This window comes from Neisseria dentiae, from assembly GCF_014055005.1.
In the GTDB taxonomy this organism is placed as follows: domain Bacteria; phylum Pseudomonadota; class Gammaproteobacteria; order Burkholderiales; family Neisseriaceae; genus Neisseria; species Neisseria dentiae.
The window spans coordinates 677848-697100 of sequence record NZ_CP059570.1; the positions used below are offsets into that span (position 1 = coordinate 677848).

The 19253-nt window shown below is 52.5% G+C and carries 26 protein-coding genes and 1 pseudogene; 17 read left to right on the top strand and 10 right to left on the bottom strand.

Annotated elements, in window-relative coordinates; translation table 11 throughout:
• The first annotated feature begins 10 nt into the window (after positions 1 to 10).
• The 10 genes and pseudogenes from H3L92_RS03145 to H3L92_RS13130 all read left to right on the top strand — a co-directional run bounded on the left by H3L92_RS03145 (position 11) and on the right by H3L92_RS13130 (position 7468).
• Positions 11 to 889 (top strand): hypothetical protein, encoded by an 879-nt coding sequence (locus H3L92_RS03145; protein WP_085365684.1) that lies wholly within the window; start codon positions 11 to 13, stop codon positions 887 to 889.
• Between the two features lie 11 nt (positions 890 to 900).
• Positions 901 to 1092: pseudogene (locus tag H3L92_RS03150) on the top strand (proton-translocating transhydrogenase family protein); the annotation flags it as partial.
• 66 nt (positions 1093 to 1158) lie between these two features.
• Entirely contained in the window at positions 1159 to 1578 is a 420-nt protein-coding gene (locus H3L92_RS03155) for a hypothetical protein (protein ID WP_085365686.1), read from the top strand.
• A gap of 362 nt (positions 1579 to 1940) precedes the next feature.
• Positions 1941 to 2618: a hypothetical protein gene (locus H3L92_RS03160; RefSeq protein WP_085365687.1), complete on the top strand. Its 678-nt coding sequence runs from the start codon at positions 1941 to 1943 to the stop codon at positions 2616 to 2618.
• Between the two features lie 2 nt (positions 2619 to 2620).
• Positions 2621 to 2935 carry a hypothetical protein gene (locus H3L92_RS03165; RefSeq protein ID WP_085365688.1) on the top strand — a complete coding sequence of 105 codons (315 nt, stop codon included), beginning with the start codon at positions 2621 to 2623 and terminating at the stop codon, positions 2933 to 2935.
• A 75-nt stretch (positions 2936 to 3010) separates the two neighbouring features.
• On the top strand, positions 3011 to 3688 hold the full coding sequence (locus H3L92_RS03170) for a hypothetical protein (protein ID WP_085365689.1): 678 nt from the start codon (positions 3011 to 3013) through the stop codon (positions 3686 to 3688).
• A 1-nt stretch (position 3689) separates the two neighbouring features.
• The gene (locus H3L92_RS03175) at positions 3690 to 4907 is read left to right on the top strand and encodes a Tle-like phospholipase domain-containing protein (protein ID WP_085365690.1); all 1218 of its coding nucleotides are present in this window, start codon (positions 3690 to 3692) and stop codon (positions 4905 to 4907) included.
• A gap of 55 nt (positions 4908 to 4962) precedes the next feature.
• Positions 4963 to 5493, top strand: coding sequence for a lytic enzyme (locus H3L92_RS03180; protein ID WP_085365691.1), 531 nt, complete (start codon positions 4963 to 4965; stop codon positions 5491 to 5493).
• A gap of 67 nt (positions 5494 to 5560) precedes the next feature.
• Positions 5561 to 6946, top strand: coding sequence for a Re/Si-specific NAD(P)(+) transhydrogenase subunit beta (pntB, locus tag H3L92_RS03185; protein WP_085365692.1), 1386 nt, complete (start codon positions 5561 to 5563; stop codon positions 6944 to 6946).
• Between the two features lie 303 nt (positions 6947 to 7249).
• The gene (locus H3L92_RS13130) at positions 7250 to 7468 is read left to right on the top strand and encodes a carboxymuconolactone decarboxylase family protein (protein ID WP_245945461.1); all 219 of its coding nucleotides are present in this window, start codon (positions 7250 to 7252) and stop codon (positions 7466 to 7468) included.
• A gap of 155 nt (positions 7469 to 7623) precedes the next feature.
• Here the strand turns inward: H3L92_RS13130 and H3L92_RS03195 are convergent, their stop codons facing one another.
• From H3L92_RS03195 to H3L92_RS03205, 3 genes are read right to left on the bottom strand one after another with little or no spacing between them, the layout of a single operon-like run.
• Complete coding sequence (locus H3L92_RS03195; protein ID WP_085365694.1) at positions 7624 to 8034, bottom strand: nuclear transport factor 2 family protein; 411 nt, start codon at positions 8032 to 8034, stop codon at positions 7624 to 7626.
• A gap of 19 nt (positions 8035 to 8053) precedes the next feature.
• Positions 8054 to 9043, bottom strand: a complete 990-nt coding sequence (locus tag H3L92_RS03200; protein ID WP_085365695.1) for a zinc-binding alcohol dehydrogenase family protein — start codon at positions 9041 to 9043, stop codon at positions 8054 to 8056.
• Positions 9040 to 9270, bottom strand: coding sequence for a DUF2798 domain-containing protein (locus H3L92_RS03205; protein ID WP_085365696.1), 231 nt, complete (start codon positions 9268 to 9270; stop codon positions 9040 to 9042). Before H3L92_RS03205 ends, H3L92_RS03200 begins: the two co-directional genes overlap by 4 nt.
• Positions 9271 to 9495: 225 nt before the next feature.
• On the opposite strand from H3L92_RS03205, the gene H3L92_RS03210 reads away from it, so the two are divergent.
• From H3L92_RS03210 to H3L92_RS03220, 3 genes are all read left to right on the top strand, one after another.
• Positions 9496 to 10356, top strand: coding sequence for a LysR family transcriptional regulator (locus H3L92_RS03210; RefSeq protein ID WP_085365748.1), 861 nt, complete (start codon positions 9496 to 9498; stop codon positions 10354 to 10356).
• A gap of 156 nt (positions 10357 to 10512) precedes the next feature.
• Entirely contained in the window at positions 10513 to 10788 is a 276-nt protein-coding gene (locus tag H3L92_RS03215; protein ID WP_085365697.1) for a TfoX/Sxy family protein, read from the top strand.
• A 231-nt stretch (positions 10789 to 11019) separates the two neighbouring features.
• Positions 11020 to 11409: a VOC family protein gene (locus H3L92_RS03220; protein ID WP_085365698.1), complete on the top strand. Its 390-nt coding sequence runs from the start codon at positions 11020 to 11022 to the stop codon at positions 11407 to 11409.
• A 113-nt stretch (positions 11410 to 11522) separates the two neighbouring features.
• Here the strand turns inward: H3L92_RS03220 and H3L92_RS03225 are convergent, their stop codons facing one another.
• Complete coding sequence (locus tag H3L92_RS03225; protein ID WP_085365699.1) at positions 11523 to 11903, bottom strand: winged helix-turn-helix transcriptional regulator; 381 nt, start codon at positions 11901 to 11903, stop codon at positions 11523 to 11525.
• Between the two features lie 90 nt (positions 11904 to 11993).
• Between H3L92_RS03225 and H3L92_RS03230 the strand changes: the two genes are divergently transcribed.
• Positions 11994 to 12902, top strand: coding sequence for an NmrA/HSCARG family protein (locus tag H3L92_RS03230; protein WP_085365700.1), 909 nt, complete (start codon positions 11994 to 11996; stop codon positions 12900 to 12902).
• A 160-nt stretch (positions 12903 to 13062) separates the two neighbouring features.
• On the opposite strand, the gene H3L92_RS13135 is transcribed toward H3L92_RS03230, so the two are convergent.
• Positions 13063 to 13194 (bottom strand): hypothetical protein, encoded by a 132-nt coding sequence (locus H3L92_RS13135; RefSeq protein ID WP_259345792.1) that lies wholly within the window; start codon positions 13192 to 13194, stop codon positions 13063 to 13065.
• An 8-nt stretch (positions 13195 to 13202) separates the two neighbouring features.
• Between H3L92_RS13135 and H3L92_RS03235 the strand changes: the two genes are divergently transcribed.
• From H3L92_RS03235 to H3L92_RS03245, 3 genes are all read left to right on the top strand, one after another.
• Positions 13203 to 13523: a LysR substrate-binding domain-containing protein gene (locus H3L92_RS03235; protein ID WP_085365701.1), complete on the top strand. Its 321-nt coding sequence runs from the start codon at positions 13203 to 13205 to the stop codon at positions 13521 to 13523.
• 205 nt (positions 13524 to 13728) lie between these two features.
• Positions 13729 to 14094 (top strand): hypothetical protein, encoded by a 366-nt coding sequence (locus tag H3L92_RS03240; protein ID WP_085365702.1) that lies wholly within the window; start codon positions 13729 to 13731, stop codon positions 14092 to 14094.
• Between the two features lie 216 nt (positions 14095 to 14310).
• On the top strand, positions 14311 to 15285 hold the full coding sequence (locus tag H3L92_RS03245; RefSeq protein WP_085365704.1) for a class 1 fructose-bisphosphatase: 975 nt from the start codon (positions 14311 to 14313) through the stop codon (positions 15283 to 15285).
• A 424-nt stretch (positions 15286 to 15709) separates the two neighbouring features.
• Here H3L92_RS03245 and H3L92_RS03250 read toward each other — a convergent pair whose 3' ends face one another.
• The 5 genes from H3L92_RS03250 to ureG form a co-directional block, all read right to left on the bottom strand.
• Positions 15710 to 16540, bottom strand: coding sequence for a symmetrical bis(5'-nucleosyl)-tetraphosphatase (locus H3L92_RS03250; RefSeq protein WP_085365705.1), 831 nt, complete (start codon positions 16538 to 16540; stop codon positions 15710 to 15712).
• Between the two features lie 173 nt (positions 16541 to 16713).
• The gene (gene ridA / locus H3L92_RS03255) at positions 16714 to 17100 is read right to left on the bottom strand and encodes a deaminase RidA (protein WP_085365706.1); all 387 of its coding nucleotides are present in this window, start codon (positions 17098 to 17100) and stop codon (positions 16714 to 16716) included.
• Between the two features lie 274 nt (positions 17101 to 17374).
• Positions 17375 to 17647, bottom strand: coding sequence for a hypothetical protein (locus tag H3L92_RS03260; protein WP_085365708.1), 273 nt, complete (start codon positions 17645 to 17647; stop codon positions 17375 to 17377).
• 33 nt (positions 17648 to 17680) lie between these two features.
• Positions 17681 to 18199: an urease accessory protein UreD gene (locus H3L92_RS03265; RefSeq protein WP_085365709.1), complete on the bottom strand. Its 519-nt coding sequence runs from the start codon at positions 18197 to 18199 to the stop codon at positions 17681 to 17683.
• A 362-nt stretch (positions 18200 to 18561) separates the two neighbouring features.
• A complete protein-coding gene (ureG, locus tag H3L92_RS03270; protein WP_085365749.1) occupies positions 18562 to 19197 on the bottom strand; it encodes an urease accessory protein UreG in 636 nt (211 codons plus the stop codon).
• Positions 19198 to 19253 lie beyond the last annotated feature (56 nt).

Below are 19253 nucleotides of genomic sequence, written 5' to 3' on the forward strand. Positions count from 1 at the left end.
GAGAATATAAATGGCAAACGAAAAAATAGAAGTCGGCTATCGGCATATCGGTACATTTGCGGGAGTGGATTATCATCATAAGTTTTTGCTCTATACTGATAAAACAGGAGGGCAATATACCATCAGTGGATGGACAGGGGAAGAAACTACACCTCAACTCCCTCTAGGAAAAATTCATATCGAGACAGGCTTACCTGAACACATAGGACTGCCATATGATGCTGAAAATCCAGATAATATCAATAATAGAAATGCTTGGTATAAAGACGAATATGACAATCCTATTAGCCCACAAAAACAATACCGCGAACTAATCGCCCAAGCCCCCGATTTGTCTACCAAATGGGCGGAAATGGTACGCAATGCCCAAAGTAAGGACAATATCTATCCTTACGATTTCTTGAGGCAAAATTCCAATACCCTTGCCGATACCTTATTGCGCGAGGCAGGATTTCCTGAGCCTGAAAAAGACGGCATATTCCGACATCTTGCCCCGGGTTCAGGAAATAAGCTGGATAAAGGTATTGTACCGCAACATCCTGACGATGCGGGCATTTCCGACCTGAAGGACTTGAGTTATCTTGAAGAAGAAAAACTCAAAGAAAATCCTCAATATGCCATGCAGACGCAGGCAGAAACTGTTGATAATCCCAAACCCCAATCCAAATACGAAGAAACTATGGCGATGTTGCAAGGATTGTTAAACGATACCGACGGCTCGTATGCCCAAAAAGTGCTTGCAGAACACTCTGAACAAGTTGCACGTTTTGATGAAAAAGTTCGTCAGAGTATGGAAGAAGAGCAAAGCAAACAGCAGGCATTGGCGGATAGAGAGAGCCAAATTCAACAGGAAGCACAACAAAGAGGGCTTTCACACTCGTTCGGTTAAAGATATGCCGTCTGCACACGCCGCTGATGTCGGTAACCAATGCGATTTCGGGCATCATCGTGGTCGGCGCGCTTTTGCAAATCGGCCAGGGCAACGGTTTTGTGTCGCTTCTCGCCTTTATCGCGGTGCTGATTGCCAGCGTGAATATCTTTGGTGGTTTTTACGTTACCCGCCGTATGTTGAATATGTTTAGAAAGGGTTGAGCAAATTACTCCATATGGGGAAAGAGAAAACCCCATATGGAGTAATTGAATAAGGAATCCAAAGATATGAAGAAAAAACTTTTTGTTTCTATGGTATTGCTGTTCTCTGCCGGCTGCGATTTGGGTTTTCCAAGAATATATGTGAACTATGATCATTTACCTGAAGGAGAGATAAAGGAATTTATCATCAAAACCTTTCCTAATGATCTTGAAAGCAACGAGTTGGGCAATCTTATCCAGCTTCACCTAAGTGGTAATAATAGTGCTGAAAATATCAGAAATGCCGCTTCAAGAATAGGCATGATTTGTCAAACAGAAAAAGATTTTTGCGAATATAACGGATATATACGGACACGAGCTACTGGAGGATATTCTGGTAGTGGTCGGGCAAAACACATTTACCGCATTATTATTTTTCCAAATGCAGGAGTAAATTCTTTAAGAGTTGATGAGAAAATTGTAGAAGACACAGAGAAAGGTACTTGAAAATGGCAAATACGGGAAATTATAAAATTGTCAAATCACAACTCCCACAAAGACTATCCGAAAAAGGAACAAAAACACAACTGGTTTTTTATTATGGAGAAGACGAATATCCATTTGTAAAAAATTGGCCGTCTGAAAACGGTTATCATCATTAGGCATGGCACCACAAGAAGTTCAAGATAAAAACTTTAACTTAAACGAACTGTTTTCAGTTGAGTTGGAAATTCGGAGAATCTGAAATGAATACGCAAAATTACCCGGCCGATAGCGAAGTTATTTTTTCAGACGGCCTGTGTGTTTTATCAGGCCGTCTGAAAAAATAACTTCCATCAAAAATTCTGTAATCGGGAAAGGATTTCGGAATGAAAAAACTGTTAACCCTGATAGGCTGTTCGGCAATGCTGCTGTCGGCCTGCGACTTGGAGAGCGGCAAAATGTTTGATTCGGCTTATGATTTCCGCGGACTGCCGAAAGCGGAGAGCGATCCCGTGGTAACGGAAAACCCGCAAAAGCACCAGAAATACGAAGTAACGGTTACGTTTAAAGACGCGCCGGGTAAATTTGAAATTGCCAAGCTGGTGGAAAATTATTCCGCACGCAACTGTATGATTACCACCAACCGCATGGCGGGCGCGACCGCATTGGTGCATTACCAGCCCGAGTTTGCGCTGCAAAAAATCAGCGATACGGTTTACCGTGGCGAGTTCTATACCGACAGGCCGTTGAACGAGGATTATTATGGGCAAGGTGTGTGCCAATGGCAGAATTTCGCCATTTCTATGAGTTTCCGTGCCGATAGTGATGCAAAAAGCACTTATTTTTCAGAAGATATTGATGCAGAGGTGCTGAAAAAGTTATCTGAAAAAGGAGCAACAGAAAAATTGGTTTTTTATCATCAAAAAAAGAATTACCCAATTGCCACTTGGGCTGATAGCGAAACCGGTTATGTTTCATTAGGTTTTACACCCGAACATGCACAGAAATGGGACATCGATTTAAACGATACATTCAGTGTTGAAATCAAGATTAAGAGGATCTGAATATGAATACGCAAAATTATCTGGCCGCATCCGATTTGGCTTATAAAAATTTAAAAGAAGAAACGTTGGTTGATGGTACTGATGGTATCCGATACAAAGTCGTCAAAGCCCTGCACACCCAATCGGGCTACGACGGCTATATCCTGCACCGCGAAGACACCAACGAACTGATTGTCGCCCACCGCGGTACCTGGCCCGAAAAAGGCGCGTTAACCGCCGATGCGCTGACCGATTTGGGTATGGCGGTTAACCAAGTCAACAACCAGTATCCCGATGCCAAAAGACTGACGGAAAGATTACTTTTTCAGACGGCCTGAAACCTTTGCAATATCCATGCCGTCTGAAAAAGCGATTTTCCCTTTACGGTTCTGCAATTCAGGAAAGGATTCGGAATGAAAAAACTGTTAACCCTAATCGGCTGTTCAGCACTTTTGCTGACGGCCTGCAACTTGGAGGATGGAAAAATGTTTGATCCGGCTTATGATTTCCGCGGACTGCCGAAAGCGGAGAGCGATCCTGTGGTAACGGAAAACCCGCAAAAGCGTCAGAAATACGAAGTAACGGTTACGTTTAAAGACGCGCCGGGCAAATTTGAAATTGCCAAACTGGTGGAAAACTATTCTGCGCGTAATTGCAGATATACCACCAACCGCATGGCGGGGGCGACCATGTTGGCGCATTACCAGCCTGAATTTGCCTTGCAAAAAATCAGCGATACGGTTTACCGTGGCGAGTTTTATACAGACCGCCCGTTAAACGAAGATTATTACGGACAGGGTGTTTGCTTGTGGGAAATGTTCAGTATCCGTTTGAGTTTTCGTGCAAATGACAATAAAAAAAGTACCTATTTTTCAGAGAGTATTGATCAAGAGATCTTGCAAAAGCTATCCGAAAAAGGGGCGACAGCGAAACTGGTTTTTTATCATCAAAAGAGAAATTACCCAGTCGCCACTTGGCTTGACGATGAAACCGGTTTTGTTTCGTTAGGGATTTCAACCGAAGAAGCACAACAAAGAAATATTGATTTGAAAGACACATTCCGTGTTGAAGTAGAAATCCGGAGAATCTGAAATGAATACGCAAAATTATTTGGCTGTATCTGATTTGGCTTATAAAAATTTGAAAGTTGATACAGAAGTAGACGGTATTGACGGTGTTAAGTATGAAGTCGTCAAAGCACTGCACACGAAATCAGGTTACGACGGCTATATCTTGCACCGCAAAGACACTAACGAACTGGTTGTCGCCCACCGCGGCACCTGGCCCGAAAAAGGGGCATTGACCGCCGATGTGCTGACCGATTTGGGTATGGCGGTCAATCAAATCAACAACCAATACCCCGATGCCAAAAGGCTGACGGAAATGGCCATCAAATACAGTCAAGAAAATATAAGATACCAAGGCGCAGCCGTCCGCCAAGCGGGGCATTCGCTCGGCGGCACGCTGGCGCAGCTGTGCGGCTACAACTATGCCCAGCAAACCGAAACATTCAATGCCTACGGTGCCGCCGATTTGAAAGAAAAACTGCACGGCAGGCAAAACAATACCATGCTGATTACCAACCATGTCCGCGGCACCGACCCCGTCAGCGCGGCCAGCCCGCATTTGGGAAAAGTGGAACATTATCTGAACAATACCGAACGTTTGGTTCTGTATGGCAGCGGTTACGGCAAATTGAATATCCTGCCCAATTCCCCCTGGCAGGCTGCGGTAGGCGGCGTGATTATGGATCACGGGATCGACAACTTCCAACAAGGCGGGCTTTCGGCACGGGACCGCGGGTTTGCCGCAGAAAACAGGGAATTGCTTAGGGAATTCCGTTCGGAGTTTCAGAAGGAAGCGGAAAAGGCGGGGCAAAACATCAAATATATTCAGGATAAAGTTAACGAATCAATCCGGCAGAGCAAAGACTTCTTGAAGATTTCCGCCGATTCGGATACGCCCGAAACCCGGCTTGCCCGGCTTGTTGCCGATGCCGGAGGCGGTGATCGGTTTGCGCAGGAAGCGCGGCACACCGACTATCTTGCCGCCGCACCCGCCGCAGTGCAGACGGCGCAGGCACCGCAATCCAAATACGACGAAGTCAGAGCCATGCTGAAAGGGCTGCTTAACGATACCGACGGTTCCTACGCGCAAAAGGTGCTTGCGGAACACCCCGAACAGGTTGCGCGCTTTGATGAAAAAGTCCGCCTGAGTATGGAACAGGATAAACAGATAGAGCTGGCGGCGCGGGAGAGCCAAATCCAGCAGGAAACGCAGCAGAGAGGTTTTTCACGGTCGTTCGGCTGATTTTTTAATAATCTGTTTGATAAACGGGTTTCTATTTAAACGAGGAATTTAATCAATGAATGAGTTGGATCACGCTTCCGAACGTTTGGAGGATCTTATTGTCGATATGGTCAAATTGATGACCAAATATCAAAACGATAGTGAGAAAATTGTCGGCAACCTGCAAAAAGAGTTGGATAAATCCTTAGGCCAACAACGAAAAATGATGGTGGCAATGGTAAAAGAAGATTTGATGCAAAAGGCAGCAAGCCAAGTGCAAAGCTATGCGGAAGATATGGAAGAAGCACGGAATCAAATGATCCGGCAAGTGGCTGAATTTAACACATATCTGCATAGCGTAAAAAGTGAGAACCAAAAGATATTCAGGCAAACCGTGTTGGGTGCTGCCATTACGCTTGCTGCTTTGACTATCGGCGGTATTGCGTTGGTTTTCTTTTATACAAATATTATTTCGCAAAAGAAATTAGAGGCGGATATGCTTACCCGTATTAATAATGCGGATATTGTGCAATGCGGCAATAACCTGTGCGCTAAAACGGGGAAGGCAGGGGCGAACGGTTATAGAATTATCCAAAACCGCCAGTAAAAATATCTATCCTGAAATTTTCAGACGGCTTAAATTTTAAATTTCATGATCCCTTAGGAGAACCAAGATGTCTCAAGGATTGGTAACCGCGGCATACATCGTTGCCGCCATTCTGTTTATTTTCTCGCTGGCGGGGCTTTCCAAGCAGGAAACCGCCAAAAACGGCTGCTATTACGGCATCGCCGGTATGGCGATTGCGCTGTTCGCCACGATTTTCAGCGAAAACACTGCCGGTTTGGGCTGGATTATCATCGCCATGGCCATCGGCGCGGCAATCGGTATTTATAAAGCGCAAAAAGTCGAAATGACCGAGATGCCGGAGCTGATTGCGCTGCTGCACAGTTTCGTCGGCCTGGCCGCCGTGTTGGTAGGCTTCAACAGCTTTATCGAAGCAGGTAGTGTCGATCCGGAAATGCACACCATCCACTTGATCGAAGTGTTTTTAGGCGTGTTTATCGGCGCGGTAACGTTTACCGGCTCGATTGTGGCCTTCGGCAAACTCAACGGCAAAATCAGCAGCGCACCGCTGCAACTGCCGCACAAACACAAGCTGAATCTGGCTTCGATTGTGGTGTCGTTTCTGTTGCTGCTGCTGTTTGTCGGCGCAGACGGCAGCTGGTTCGCCCTGATTCTGATGACCTTAATCGCGCTGGCGTTCGGTTGGCATTTGGTGGCTTCTATCGGCGGTGCCGATATGCCGGTGGTGGTGTCCATGCTCAACTCTTATTCGGGTTGGGCGGCTGCGGCGGCGGGTTTCATGCTCGGCAATGATTTGCTGATTGTTACCGGCGCGCTGGTAGGATCGAGCGGCGCGATTCTGTCGTATATCATGTGTAAGGCCATGAACCGCTCGTTTATTTCGGTGATTGCCGGCGGCTTCGGCACCGACGGCACCTCTGCCGCCGCAGGCAGCGAAGAAGTGGGCGAATACCGTGAAGCCAAGCCTGCCGAAGTGGCAGAAATGCTGAAAAACGCCTCGAGCGTCATCATCACCCCGGGCTACGGCATGGCGGTGGCGCAGGCGCAATATCCGGTGGCCGAAATCACCGAGCTTTTGCGTAAAAACGGCACCGAGGTGCGCTTCGGCATCCACCCCGTCGCCGGCCGCCTGCCCGGCCATATGAACGTGTTGCTGGCCGAGGCCAAAGTGCCTTACGACATCGTATTGGAGATGGACGAAATCAACGACGATTTCCCCAACACCGACGTGGTGCTGGTAATCGGCGCCAACGATACGGTCAACCCCGCCGCACAAACCGACCCCAACTCGCCGATTGCCGGCATGCCGGTGTTGGAGGTGTGGAAGGCCAAAGAAGTGGTGGTGTTCAAACGCTCGATGAATACCGGCTACGCAGGCGTGCAAAACCCGCTCTTTTTCAACGAAAACAGCGTGATGTGCTTCGGCGATGCCAAAGCCACGGTAGATGAGATTCTGGCTGAGTTGAAGAAATAAAGGCCGTCTGAAAAGCAGCAATGCCTGTCTGAAAAGTTTTCAGACAGGTATTTTTATAGTGGATTAAAATAAGAATGCCGAAGTAGGGTAAAACGATTCTTTAGCATATCGCCCAATTGCAAGTTTGAATACAGTTATTTCATTTCGGAGTTTTTATTTGAATTCACTATATCATCACCGTTTTTGCAAATCCATTATCGGCATGGAAAAAGCCAGCTGCGCGACAAACCTGTTTGGCGGGTTTGTTCAAAAGCTTCGGTAAGCTCATCGTGGTGCAAGACGCGCCGATATATACGCCCGCATTTGCAACAACGCGAACTCATCACTCTGGCGGCATTGGGCGGCTGCGAAAAACAGCTTTGCGTGCACATTTATACTTCATTGAACGTGGGCTGGTCGAAACAGCAGGTTATCGAAACCTTTATGCAGTGCATTCCTTATGTGGGCTTTCCCAAGGCGTTGAACACCGTTTATGCCGCCGAAGAAGTGTTGGCCGCAAGTGGCGAAGAAGACAAGCCATAACAGTATCGATTTGTTGCCTGCTGCCGACCGGCCGCTTGAAAATGAGTAGCAATAAGGTACTGATAGTAACTTCCACTAGGCTCATACAGTTGTTGGTGGGCAGCACTATGCCATGATCGGCAGCCAGCCATAGCCGCACAGCAGCAGGGCGGGCTTCATCCGTTCACCCCCAGCGCCCATTCCAGCGCGGCGGTGTCTTCGTAAAAGTGGTACAGCGCCAGCTTGCCGGCCTCGTCAAACTTCATCACCAGCGCCCAGTCGCTGGCAAAGGGGCGGCCGGTGGCGCGGGCGGTGTGTTTCAGACGGCCATACATCACCACGTGCTGGCCTTGGGCGATGGTGTCGTGGATTTCGAATTCGCCCGGCGTCAGCATGTCGGCAAATGTCTGAAAGAAAGCGGCAGCGCCTGCGTGGCCGCGATGGCGGCCGTAGGCGCGCACCTGGGCCGACGGCTCGGGCCGGGTGCTGATGAACACCACATCTTCGGCACAGGCGGCCAGGGCTTGGGGCAGTTTGCCGGCGAACACGTCGGCAAGAAATTGTTGGGCTTGGGCTTGGTAGGTCATGAGGGTTCCCTAAGGTTAGTTAAAGGTTGGAAAACGTGAGCTTGCCGATGGTTTGGCTACTTGCCAGCAGCGCCAATGCGTGCTGCACGTTCTGTGCGCATACCGGGCCGAGGCAGCAGGTTTGCGTGCTGCGCAAAAGCCCTTCGTCCAGCCAGCGGCTGATTTGGTTGAGGATGTGCCCTTGCGTCGGCCTGTCTGAAGGCTGAAACAGCGGCTTGGTGAACATGTATTCCCAATGAAAGGACAGGCTTTTTTGCATCAGCGGGTTGAGGTCTGCCGCCGCGGCCAAGGGCACGATGCAGGCGATGTGGCCAAACGGCTGCATCAAGGGAGGCAGGGTTTTCAGATAGGCATCGGGGTGGTGGGCCAGCACGGCGTGGCTGACGGCCTCGGGCAGTTGCGCGGCAAGCGGGCGGCTGTGGTCGATCACTCGGTGCGCGCCCAGTTGCAGGCACCAGTCGCGTGATTCAGGGCGCGAGGCGCTGGCGATGATTTCCACATCCGGCAAGCGTGCCGCCAGCTGGATCAGCTGCGACCCCACCCCGCCGGCACCACCCAGCACCAGCAGCCTGCCACGCTCAAGGCAAAAGTGCTCGTGCAGCAGCTCCCACGCAGTCAGCGCCGTCAACGGCATCGCGGCGGCCTCTGCGGCGCTCAAACGCGCAGGTTTGATGCCAACCAGATCGGCGTGCACGGCTTGGTATTGGGCAAAACATCCGGCGCGGGAGACATCGCCCGCGTAATACACCGCATCGCCCACGGCAATGTGCTGCACCGCTGCGCCGGTTTGTACCACCGTGCCGCAGGCATCAAAGCCCAGAATGGAAATGGCCGGGTTTTCCCGCGCACGCGCCAACAGACGCTGGTCGGCCGGGTTGATGGCGGCGGCGTCTACCCGCACCAGCACATCCTGCTCGCCCACCGCCGGCAGCGGTACTTGTGCATCTTTGAGGGCAAAGCCGTCGTCGCGGTCAATCACTACCGCGTGCATCGCAGCGGACATTGTCATTCCCCCGTGCTCCAGCCCACCAGCTTGACGACCAGCGGGCGCACGGCCAGTAAACTGGCAAAAGCCACCGGCCAGGTGATGAGGTAGGCACGCGCCAGCCGCGCCGGGTAGCCAGCGTCCACCCCCGTGTTGAGCGCCACCAGCACGCCGCTTACGATCAACACCATGATGGCCGAGGCGTAGAAGGCAAAGGCGATGCCGGCGTATTTTTTGGGGAGCTTTTTCATGGTTGCGCCGTTTGCTGCACCGGCCAACCGTTATTGGCAAGCTTGGGCAACGTATTCATTGCCGCATGGCAAGCAGGCGACAAGCCGGTGCGGTGGGAAGACAAGGTTTTTTTCATCACATTATTCCTGTGTGCCGGTGGAATGGTCGCAGTATGAATTGTTTTAAAATCAAATAAAATAAGATAAATTGTCAATCATTGATGATTTATGCACAAAGAGAAAGATATGGCAGCCGCTCTGGATTGGAACGACATTCAACATTTCGTGATTTTGGTGGAACAGGAAACATTGACTGCGGCAGCAGAAGCGTTGGATGTACAGCACAGCACGGTGTCGCGCCGCGTGGCGCAGTTGGAAGCGGCGCTCGGGCTGCGCTTGTTCGACCGCATCGGAAAGCGCTATCTGCTTACCGAAGACGGTGAGCGCCTGTATGCCCACGCGCGCGAGTTGGCCAAGGATGTGAAGGTGTTACAACATCTGGCGTGTGAACAGCGGCAAGCAGTGGCAGAAGTGGCGATCACGGCACCGCCGGTGGTATTGCAGGCCTTGTTGCTGCCGCATTTGCCGCTGCTTTATGCCCGGGTGCCCAGGGTGCGTTTGCTGCTGCAAAGCAGTGCCGAAGTGCGCAATCTGCACCAGCGCCAAGCCGATATCGCCTTGCGCCTGTTGCGCCCGCAAGCGCCGGATTTGGTGGTGCGCCGCTTGCGCAGCCTGCGTTTTGGTTTTTATGCCGACAGCGGCTATCTGCGCCGCAGCGCGCGTGCTGATTGGCAATTTTTAACCCTGTCCACGCAAAACCCGTTAAGCCGCTGGGCACAAGAAATGATTGGCAGCGGCGCAGTGGCGCTGGCCTGCAACGATTTCGCACTGATCAAACAAGGCGTATGCGCCGGGCTTGGCATCGGCTTTTTGCCTGCCGACAGCGTGCAAGCGGCCGACGGCTTGCAGCCGGTGGCATTGCAGGGCACAGCACCACAGGTGCACGAAGAAACCTTGTATCTGGTGATGCACGAAGACGTGCGCCGCTCGCCAGCCGTGCGCGCAGTGGCGGATTTTCTGGTGGAGGTGTTGGCGCAAGAAGCGTAGCTTGGGTTGAGAACCCAAGATGATTTTTTGGGTAAAGTTTTATTCGATATTCGATTCAAGCGATGCTTGCTCGAAGGCTACCTGAAAGGCCGTTTGTAAAAGATATTGCGATAAGGCCATCAAAATATTTGCCCAAACACAAGGATTCGACCCGCCATGAAACCCGTGAACGATTTAAGCCAACTGCGCAATCTTGGTGCCAAATCTGCCGAAATGCTGGCCAAAGTGGGCATTTGTACTGCACAGGATTTACGGCAATTGGGTGCCGTTCAGGCTTACTTACGGGTTATCGAAAGCGGCAGCAAGCCCTCTTTGAATCTGCTGTGGGCCATTGAAGGCGCCTTGACTGACCGCGACTGGCGCGACATTGCACAAGATGAAGCATTACCCTTGCTATTGGCGGTGGAAGATGCGCAGAAACCTATATCGTAGGTCGGGCATTCATGCCCGACAAAGGTAGCGAACAAATTCTGTCGGGCATGAATGCCCGACCTACTGGCTTATGGGCCATTGAAGGCGCCTTGACTGACCGCGACTGGCGCGACATTGTACAAGATGAAGCATTGCCCTTACTATTGGCGGTAGAAGATGCGCAGAAACCCGTACCGTAGGTCGGTCATGCCCGTCCCGCGGACTGTCAAATAGAAAAACTGGAGACGAAAAATGACCAAGCTCGATCCCTTGATTGCCGTCAAAAATGTTGCGGCCAGTGCCGACTGGTATTGCGGCCTGTTTGGTTTCCACAACGTGCACGGCGGTGATCATTTTGCGGTTTTGAATTCGCCGGAGAACGAAACCGTATTGTGCTTGCACGCTTGGGGCGCGGATGAGCATCCAACCATGGTCGATCAGGATATCCCGACGGGAAACGGATTGCTTCTGTATTTCAGAACGAATGACTGGCAAACCATCCGGAACCGTCTTGATCGCATCGGCTGGGCCATTGAAGAAGATGTGCATCAGAATCCCAATTCGCGCAAACAGGAATTTTCTTTCCGGGATCCCGACGGCTATTTCATTACCGTCACAGAAAGCCATCACTACGAAGGCTAGTAGGTTGGGCATTGATGCCAGACAAAGGTAGTGAACAAATTCTGTCGGGCATCAGTGCCCGACCTACTGGTTTACACCTAAAATGTCATATTTTATCGCTTGCCCGAGCCAGCCTACTCATGCAAGCATTCTTCCCACACTCCCTTTTCCAATGCAACCCGGTTACCCCATTGCGTAACGGCTTGCAATACCGGAATGGCCGTGCGCCCGAAATCAGTAAGCGCATATTCCGTTTTCACAGGCGGTTTGGTACCGTATTGAGTGCGCGATACCAAGCCGTCACGCTCCAATTCTTTCAATTGCTTGCTCAACACCGCTTCGGTGGCCGCATTCAGACAGGCATACAGTTCGCCGAAGCGTTTCCCCCCATCTTGCAGGTGGTACAAAATCGTAGCCTTATATTTTCCACCGATTAAATCCATCGCCAGACTGACGGTACAAGGGTAACGTTTGCCGTTTAGTTGCACAAAATCGGTTTGGCATTCTGTTCTCATACGTTTTAACCTATTCAAAAGGATAGTTATTTCCCGATTGTATTGCCATCGTTATACTCGTCTTCTCCAACCCTTATTAGGAGAGCAAGTATGACACAACCTTTAATCGCGGTGGCAGGTGCCGCCAGCAAGCAAGGACGCAGCGTGGTGGATTCCCTATTGGCAGACGGCGGATTCCGAGTGCGTGCGTTAACCCGAAGCCCGCAATCCGAATTGGCCCAGTCATGGGTCAAACGGGGTGCGGAAGTGGTATCCGCCGATGATTTGGCTGCCGCATTCCACGGAGCAAACGGCGTATTTTTAATGACGCCGCCTACGCCGCCGAACAACTCGCAGGAATATGCAACCGGTTGTTTGATGGCGGATGCAGCAGTAGCCGCCGGGGTGCGGCACATTGTGTTCAGCACCTTGGAAAATGTGGACGAACGTACCAAGGGTATGAAGTTTGCACCACATTTTACCGACAAAGCCCGCATTGCCGATTACATTCGCCGCCTGCCCGTACAGAGCAGTTTCGTGATGATCGCTTTTTTCTTCACCAATCTGATGGAATACTACCTGCCGCGTTGGGAGAATGACAAACTGCTGATTCCGATTTATTTGCCCGAAGACTTCCGAGCTCCTTTCGCCGATCCGTTAAGCATCACCGGCCCTGCAGTGTTGGACATTTTCAAACGGCCGCAAGACTACGACGGCGTAACCGTACCGTTGGTGGGCGATTGGATAAGCCCGCGCGAAATGGTGGAAACCTTTACCCGCTTAACAGGCATTCCCGCCGAATACCGCAATGCTTATACCCGCGAAGGGTTGCTACATTATTTTCCCGAGTTTGCCGCTAACGAATTACTGGTGCAAGAGTTGTTGGGGATGGTGCAATATGCAGTGGAATACGGCTATTTCAGTCCGGCCAACCGCCCGGAACACATCACCCCGGATGCTTTGAACTGGGAAGCCTTCCTGCGGCGAACCGGATGGAAAGGAGAAAAAGCCGAATTTTGAGTTCGCAGTTCCGCAGGTCGGGCATTGATGCCCGACAAAGGTAGTCAACAAATTCTGTCGGGCATCAATGCCCGACCTGCTGGCTGCCAGCGTGGTTTTTCCGGTAGGGAGGAGGAGAAGGGGAAACGCCCACGTTGCCAATCTTTAGCAGGCAAGCCTTTTATTCGGCCAAACGCAAGAGTTCAAAGCCGGTAACGGTGTGGGCTTGCGGGTTGCCGAACAGTTGCGGAAAGCGGGAGTTGACCACCCAGATTTGCCCGTTGCGTAAGGTGGCGGTGGCGGCGCCTTGCACACCGCTGCATCGGCTGGCGGCAGAACAGCGCTGGCAAACCTTATCGCTGGGAGTTTGCCAAAGACGGGCAGAAAATCAATGTGGCGGTGAACGGCCCGCTGATGCCGGATGATTTCGAATTGATGCAGCAGGCGGCGCTGGATGGCGTGGGGCTGGCCTATTCGGAAGTCACGCAGTGCAGTCAATATTTTGAAAGCGGGCAATTGATACGCGTACTGGCAGATTGGTGCACACCCTATCCCGGTTTTTTTCTGTATTACCCCAGCCGCCGCACTTCGGCTGCCCTGCGCGCGCTGATTGAAATGCTGCGTTATCCGTTACCTGTCTGAGAATATGCCTATAACAGTTTTTACTGTTTCAGGCCGTCTGAAATACCTGCTGCATTGTGCCCGGAACAAGTTCGGGCATGACGCAGGGGCTAAAATACCAGTATGAATTTTGTAAGAGTTACGGCTCGACGCTTTTATAGAAAGCGGGGGCGAATTGAATTACAATCGTCGGTGTTTTTATTTCAAGCCAGAATAGGTTTTTATTATGAACATTACCGCCCGTTGCGCCGCCGTATTGCTGTGTGCCGGTTTGCTTGCCGCTTGCAGCGAACAGCAGCAGGAAGCCGTTAAACAAACGGCTGCCGATTCTTTCCGCAACGAATTTACCGCCGCGTTTACCCAAGCCTGCTTGGAGCGTATTCCCCAAGAAGCAGGCCTTTCCGCCGAGCTGGCGCAGAAAGTCTGCTCTTGCAGTGCAGAGAAAGCGGTGGAAACGGTTTCGGTTGCCGATATGCCCAAGCTGATTCAGGGCGATGCCGAATTAACCCGCAAGGCGATGGAAGCTGCCAAAGCGTGCAAAGACGAAGTGTTCGGCACCAAGGCCGCTTCTGCGGCTTCGGGCGCAAATTGAGATGTGCGGGCGGTTTAGGGAGTGTAGTCGGAAGGCTTGCGAAGCGGTTTTTTGAGGAAAAATCCGCAGATGCAAAGCAAAAAGCACAGCAAGATTGGGTATCTTGCGAGCATTTTTAACGCAGCCGCTGCGGATTTTAACCAAAAATACCGCCGCAACGCTTTCTGACTACACTCCCTATGCAGCCTGACAACACCAACCGGAGTGAGAAAAACGATGACTACCTTATCCCAATTTATTCCGCAGCACCTTGAAAACCACCACCTGCCCGAAGGTTTGGGCAGCGTGCTCGAAGCGATAGTGGCCGCCTGCGTACAGATTAACGGCCAAGTGCGGCAGGGTGCGCTGGCGGGTATTCTCGGCGAAGCCGGCACGGGTAACGTGCAGGGCGAAGACCAGAAAAAGCTCGATGTGATTGCCAACCAATTGCTGATTAACACGCTCAAAACCAACCCGAATGTGGCGGGTTTGGCCAGCGAAGAAGAAGACACTTTCGTAGCCTGCAACGAAAACGGCGGTTATTTGGTGTTGTTCGACCCGCTCGACGGTTCGTCTAACATCGACGTGAACATTTCGGTGGGTACGATTTTTTCGATTTTGGCCAAGCCCGAAGGCGGTTTGACAACCGAATCGTTTCTGCAAAAAGGCCGCGATCAGGCCGGCAGCGGCTATGTGCTCTACGGCCCGCAAACCCAGCTGGTGTTTACCCTGAAGCACGGGGTGTTTGTGTTTACGCTCGATGAAGCAGGCAATTTCGTGCAAACCCTGGCCAACCCGCAGGTGCCGGCGCAAACCAAAGAGTTTGCGATTAATATGTCGAACCAGCGCCATTGGTTTGCGCCCATGCAGCAATATATCGCCGAACTGCTGGCGGGCGACACCGGTGTGCGCGGCAAAAACTACAATATGCGCTGGGTGGCTTCGATGGTGGCCGAAATCCACCGTATTCTGATGCGCGGCGGCGTGTTTATGTATCCGCAAGACGCGCGCGATCCGTCCAAGCCCGGCAAGCTGCGCCTGATGTATGAAGCCAACCCCTTGAGCCTGGTGTTGGAACAGGCGGGCGGCGCGTCCGGCAATACCGTGCAGGCCATGCTCGATATTCAGCCGGAAGGTTTGCACCAGCGTGTTGCGGTAGTGATGGGCAGCCGCGAAGAAGTGGAGTATGTGGGCAGGCTGCATCGGGCTTAAGCCTGCGTGAATCGTAATGCTGTGAATGGGCGTTAAAACAACAGGCCGTCTGAAAGGAACAATCTTTCAGACGGCCTGTTTTGTTGTTTGACAGATTCTTTTGAGCGGTGAAGAAGAGCAAAATGTCGGATTCGAGAGTCTGGCCTACTGCTCTGAAAACGTTAGTATCCCGCCGTTCCTGTCTGCATGGACAGCGCAGCGGGCTTGCGAATCAATGACGATATATATAATGGTAAATCCACTTAAGAAAAAGTACACAAGTCATACCCGGGCTTGACCCGAGTATCTCCTTTCCTAAAAATTTCTGAAACCCAAAAAGATACTCGGGTCAAGCCCGAGTATGACGAAACTGTTACTAAACAAGTGGTTTGACTGTAATCGGATGTTTCAGACGGCCTGAACGGGCTTTACAAAATTTTCGGGCTTATAAAGCCGTTTCCCAATGCAGCCCGCTTTTTGAGAACACTTGGGCGATTTCGTTGGTGGCGAGGTTGACCGAGGTGAGCTGGCCGCCCCACAGGGCGCCGGTGTCGAGTGCGATTACGCGGTGGTCGTTAACGTAGCCGAGTGCCGACCAATGGCCGAACACGGTGATGTGGCTCAGGTGGCGGCGGTCGGCAGCCTCAAACCAGGGAATCAGGTTTTCGGGCATTTCGTCGGGGCGGCCTTTGAATTCGTAGTCGAGTTTGTTTTTTTTGCGGGTAACGGCGCGCATTCTGGTGAACACGTTGGTGATCATGCGCAGGCGGTCGTAGCCTTCGATTTTGTTTTTCCAGCGGCGCGGCCGGTCGCCGTACATATTGGCGAAATAGCCGCGCGCATCGCCGCTTTGCAGTTCGGTTTCCACTTCGCGGGCGAGTTCGGCGGCTTTTTCGACGCTCCATTCGGGCAGAAGGCCGGCATGCACCAAAACATGGGTGTCGTTTTGCACCAGCAGGGGTTGGGCTTGCAGCCAGCCGAGCATTTTTTTGCTGTCGGGATGTTCGAGCACGGGGGCGATGGTGTCGCCGCGTTTGATTCTGCCGAAACCGTAGGATACGGCCAGCAGGTGCAGATCGTGGTTGCCGAGCACGGTTTGGATGCTGCTTTCGTGCTTCATGGCAAATTGCAGGGCTTCGAGCGATTTGGGGCCGCGGTTGACGATGTCGCCGGTGAGCCAGAGGGTGTCGGTGCCGTGGTTGAAGCCGATGGTGGCGAGCAGGGCGGTGAATTCGTCGTAACAGCCTTGGATGTCGCCGATTGCGTAGTGTGCCATTGTGTGTGGATCCGTTTTGTTTTTATGGCGCGTGAGGCCGTCTGAAACATTCAGACGGCCTTTATGCTGCGTGATAATTTTTTATTCGTTAATCAGGAGGGCGTGCCGTTAGAAAGCGTTACGGCGGTATTTTTGGTTAAAGCCCGCTTAACAAGCTTTCCGACCACATGCCCCTAGTCGTTCAATACCAGCACGGCTTCGGCCTCAACCTGTACGCCTTTGGGCAGGGCGGCAACGCCGACGGCGGCGCGGGCGGGGTAGGGCTGGCTGAAGTATTCCGCCATCACTTCGTTGAAAACGGCAAAATTGTTTAAGTCGGTGAGGTAGGCGTTGACTTTGACGATGTCGTCGAGCGTGCCGCCTGCGGCCTGCGCCACGGCTTGCAGGTTTTTGAACACTTGGTGTGCTTCGGCACGGAAGTCGCCGTTGCCGGCCACGGTCATGGTGGCGGGGTCGAGCGGAATCTGGCCGCTCATGTAAACGGTGTCGCCCGCGCGCACGGCCTGGCTGTATGCGCCGATGGCGGCGGGGGCGTTGTCGGTGTGGATAATGGCTTTCATGCGGGTGCCTTTGCGGTGTAAAGAAAACACGGATTATCTGATAAATCGGCCTGTTTTTCCAGCCGCCTTTTCAGACGGCCCAAGACCTTATGCAAAAAAAGCACGGCCGGTTTTAGGACGTGTAGTCGACCGCGTTGCGGCGGTATTTTTGGTAAAAATCCGCATCTGCGGCGTTAAAAATGCTCGCAAGATATCCAATCTTGCTGTGCTTTTTGCCTTGCATCTGCGGATTTTTCCTCAAAAAACCGCTTCACAAGCCTGTCGACGACACGCCCTAGCGGAAAAACACGGAAGACGGCGGAGCCTGCCGGGGTGAAAGCAGGGTAACGGCGAGGTGCAGCAGGTTTTGCAGGGTTTGGGCGTCGGCGGCCAGTGCGCGCAGGCATAGGGCGCGGGGGGCGCTGCGGCTGACACCCCACAGTAAATTGGGGCTGTGTTCTGCATGGTTTTCAGACAGGCATTGGTGCAGGTTTTCCAGTGGTGCCGATAAATCCGCATCGCCGGTGTGCACATAAAACAGGTTGAGCTGGTGGGTGTAGTGTTCCATTTGCCCGATACGCGCGGGCGGGTAGAGGCCGGGCTACCATTGGATGTTGTCGGTGAGCAGCAGGCGGTTTTGGTGGCGGATGTTGAGGCGGGACGACAACCGCTCGAACGCGAACGCTTCGCCGTTGCGCACGCGGCCGGCGGCAAGGATTTCGCCGTAGAGCAGTTCGGTGTTGTTGTCCAATGTGATTTCGGTGGTTTGGTGCAGGGTGCTGCCGGTGTGCAGCACTAAGGGGTGCGGCAGAAAGGTGAGGCTGCTGCCTTCGGCCAAGCGGATGCGGGTATGCTGCCGCGGCGCGCCGCCTGCGTTCATCGACAGCACGCGGGTGAAGGCTTGGGTGTAGAGTGCGAGCGAGGTGTGCGCGGCCAGCGTGATGCTGGTGTCGATAACGTCGCCTGCCAGCAGGCCGGGCGAAGACGACATCTGCACGGCGTGCAGCGTGTGCTTGTGCGGCGGCAGCGCGATCAGCTTCAGCGGCGGGGTGGCGTAGCATTCTTTCAGCACGGTCCGGCCGTTGCGCGATTGGGTGGATAGGGACAGTGTGGCGTGCATAATTATAGTGGATTAAAATAAGAATGCCGAAGTAGGGTAAAACGATTCTTTAGCATATCGCCCAATTGCAAGTTTGAATGCAGTTATTTCATTTCGGAGTTTTTATTTGAATTCACTATACCTTGTGAAAGAAAGGGTTTTTCAGGCCGTCTGAAAGGTTTCAGACGGCCTGAGCCGCTTATAGCCTCTCCCGCGGGGGAGGGCGTGCGGTTGCCGTTGGGTTTCAAATGACAGGTAACGCCGTGCGATTGGGTTTGTTGGCGTTGCCCATATCAGGCCTGAGATTTTTGCAAGTCGTTTAGGCCGTCTGAAAAGTGATTTCATCCGCCGCTTATTCTTTCTCACCTGAGGGCGGTTTGCCGTTAACGGACCAGCTGCGCCGGTTCGGCGGTATTTTCCAACAGCGCATATTTCCGAATCCAGCCGATTACGGCATCGAGATTTTCGTCTTTCATCAGGTTGGTGAACACGAAAGGCTGGCCGCCGCGCATTTTGCGGGCGTCGCGCTCCATCACTTCGAGGCTGGCGCCCACATGGGGGGCGAGGTCGGTTTTGTTGATGACGAGCAGGTCGGAGCGGGTGATGCCGGGGCCGCCTTTGCGCGGGATTTTTTCGCCTTGCGCCACGTCGATCACGAAAAGGGTAACGTCGGCCAAATCGGGGCTGAAAGTGGCGGAAAGGTTGTCGCCGCCCGATTCGATAAAGATAATTTCCACATCGGGGAAACGCGCCGCCATTTCGTCGACTGCTTCCAGATTCATCGAAGCGTCTTCGCGGATGGCGGTGTGCGGGCAGCCGCCGGTTTCCACGCCCATGATGCGTTCGGGCGGCAGCAGGCTGTTTTTGGTGAGGAATTCGGCGTCTTCGCGGGTGTAGATGTCGTTGGTGATTACGGCGATGCTGTAATCGGCGGCCATTTTGCGGGTGAGCCGCTCGATTAAGGCGGTTTTGCCCGCGCCCACCGGGCCGGCCACGCCGATTTTGATGTAGTTGCGCATGGGGTTTCCTTTTTTATAGTGGCTTAAATTCAGCATAATACAGCGTTGCCTCGCCT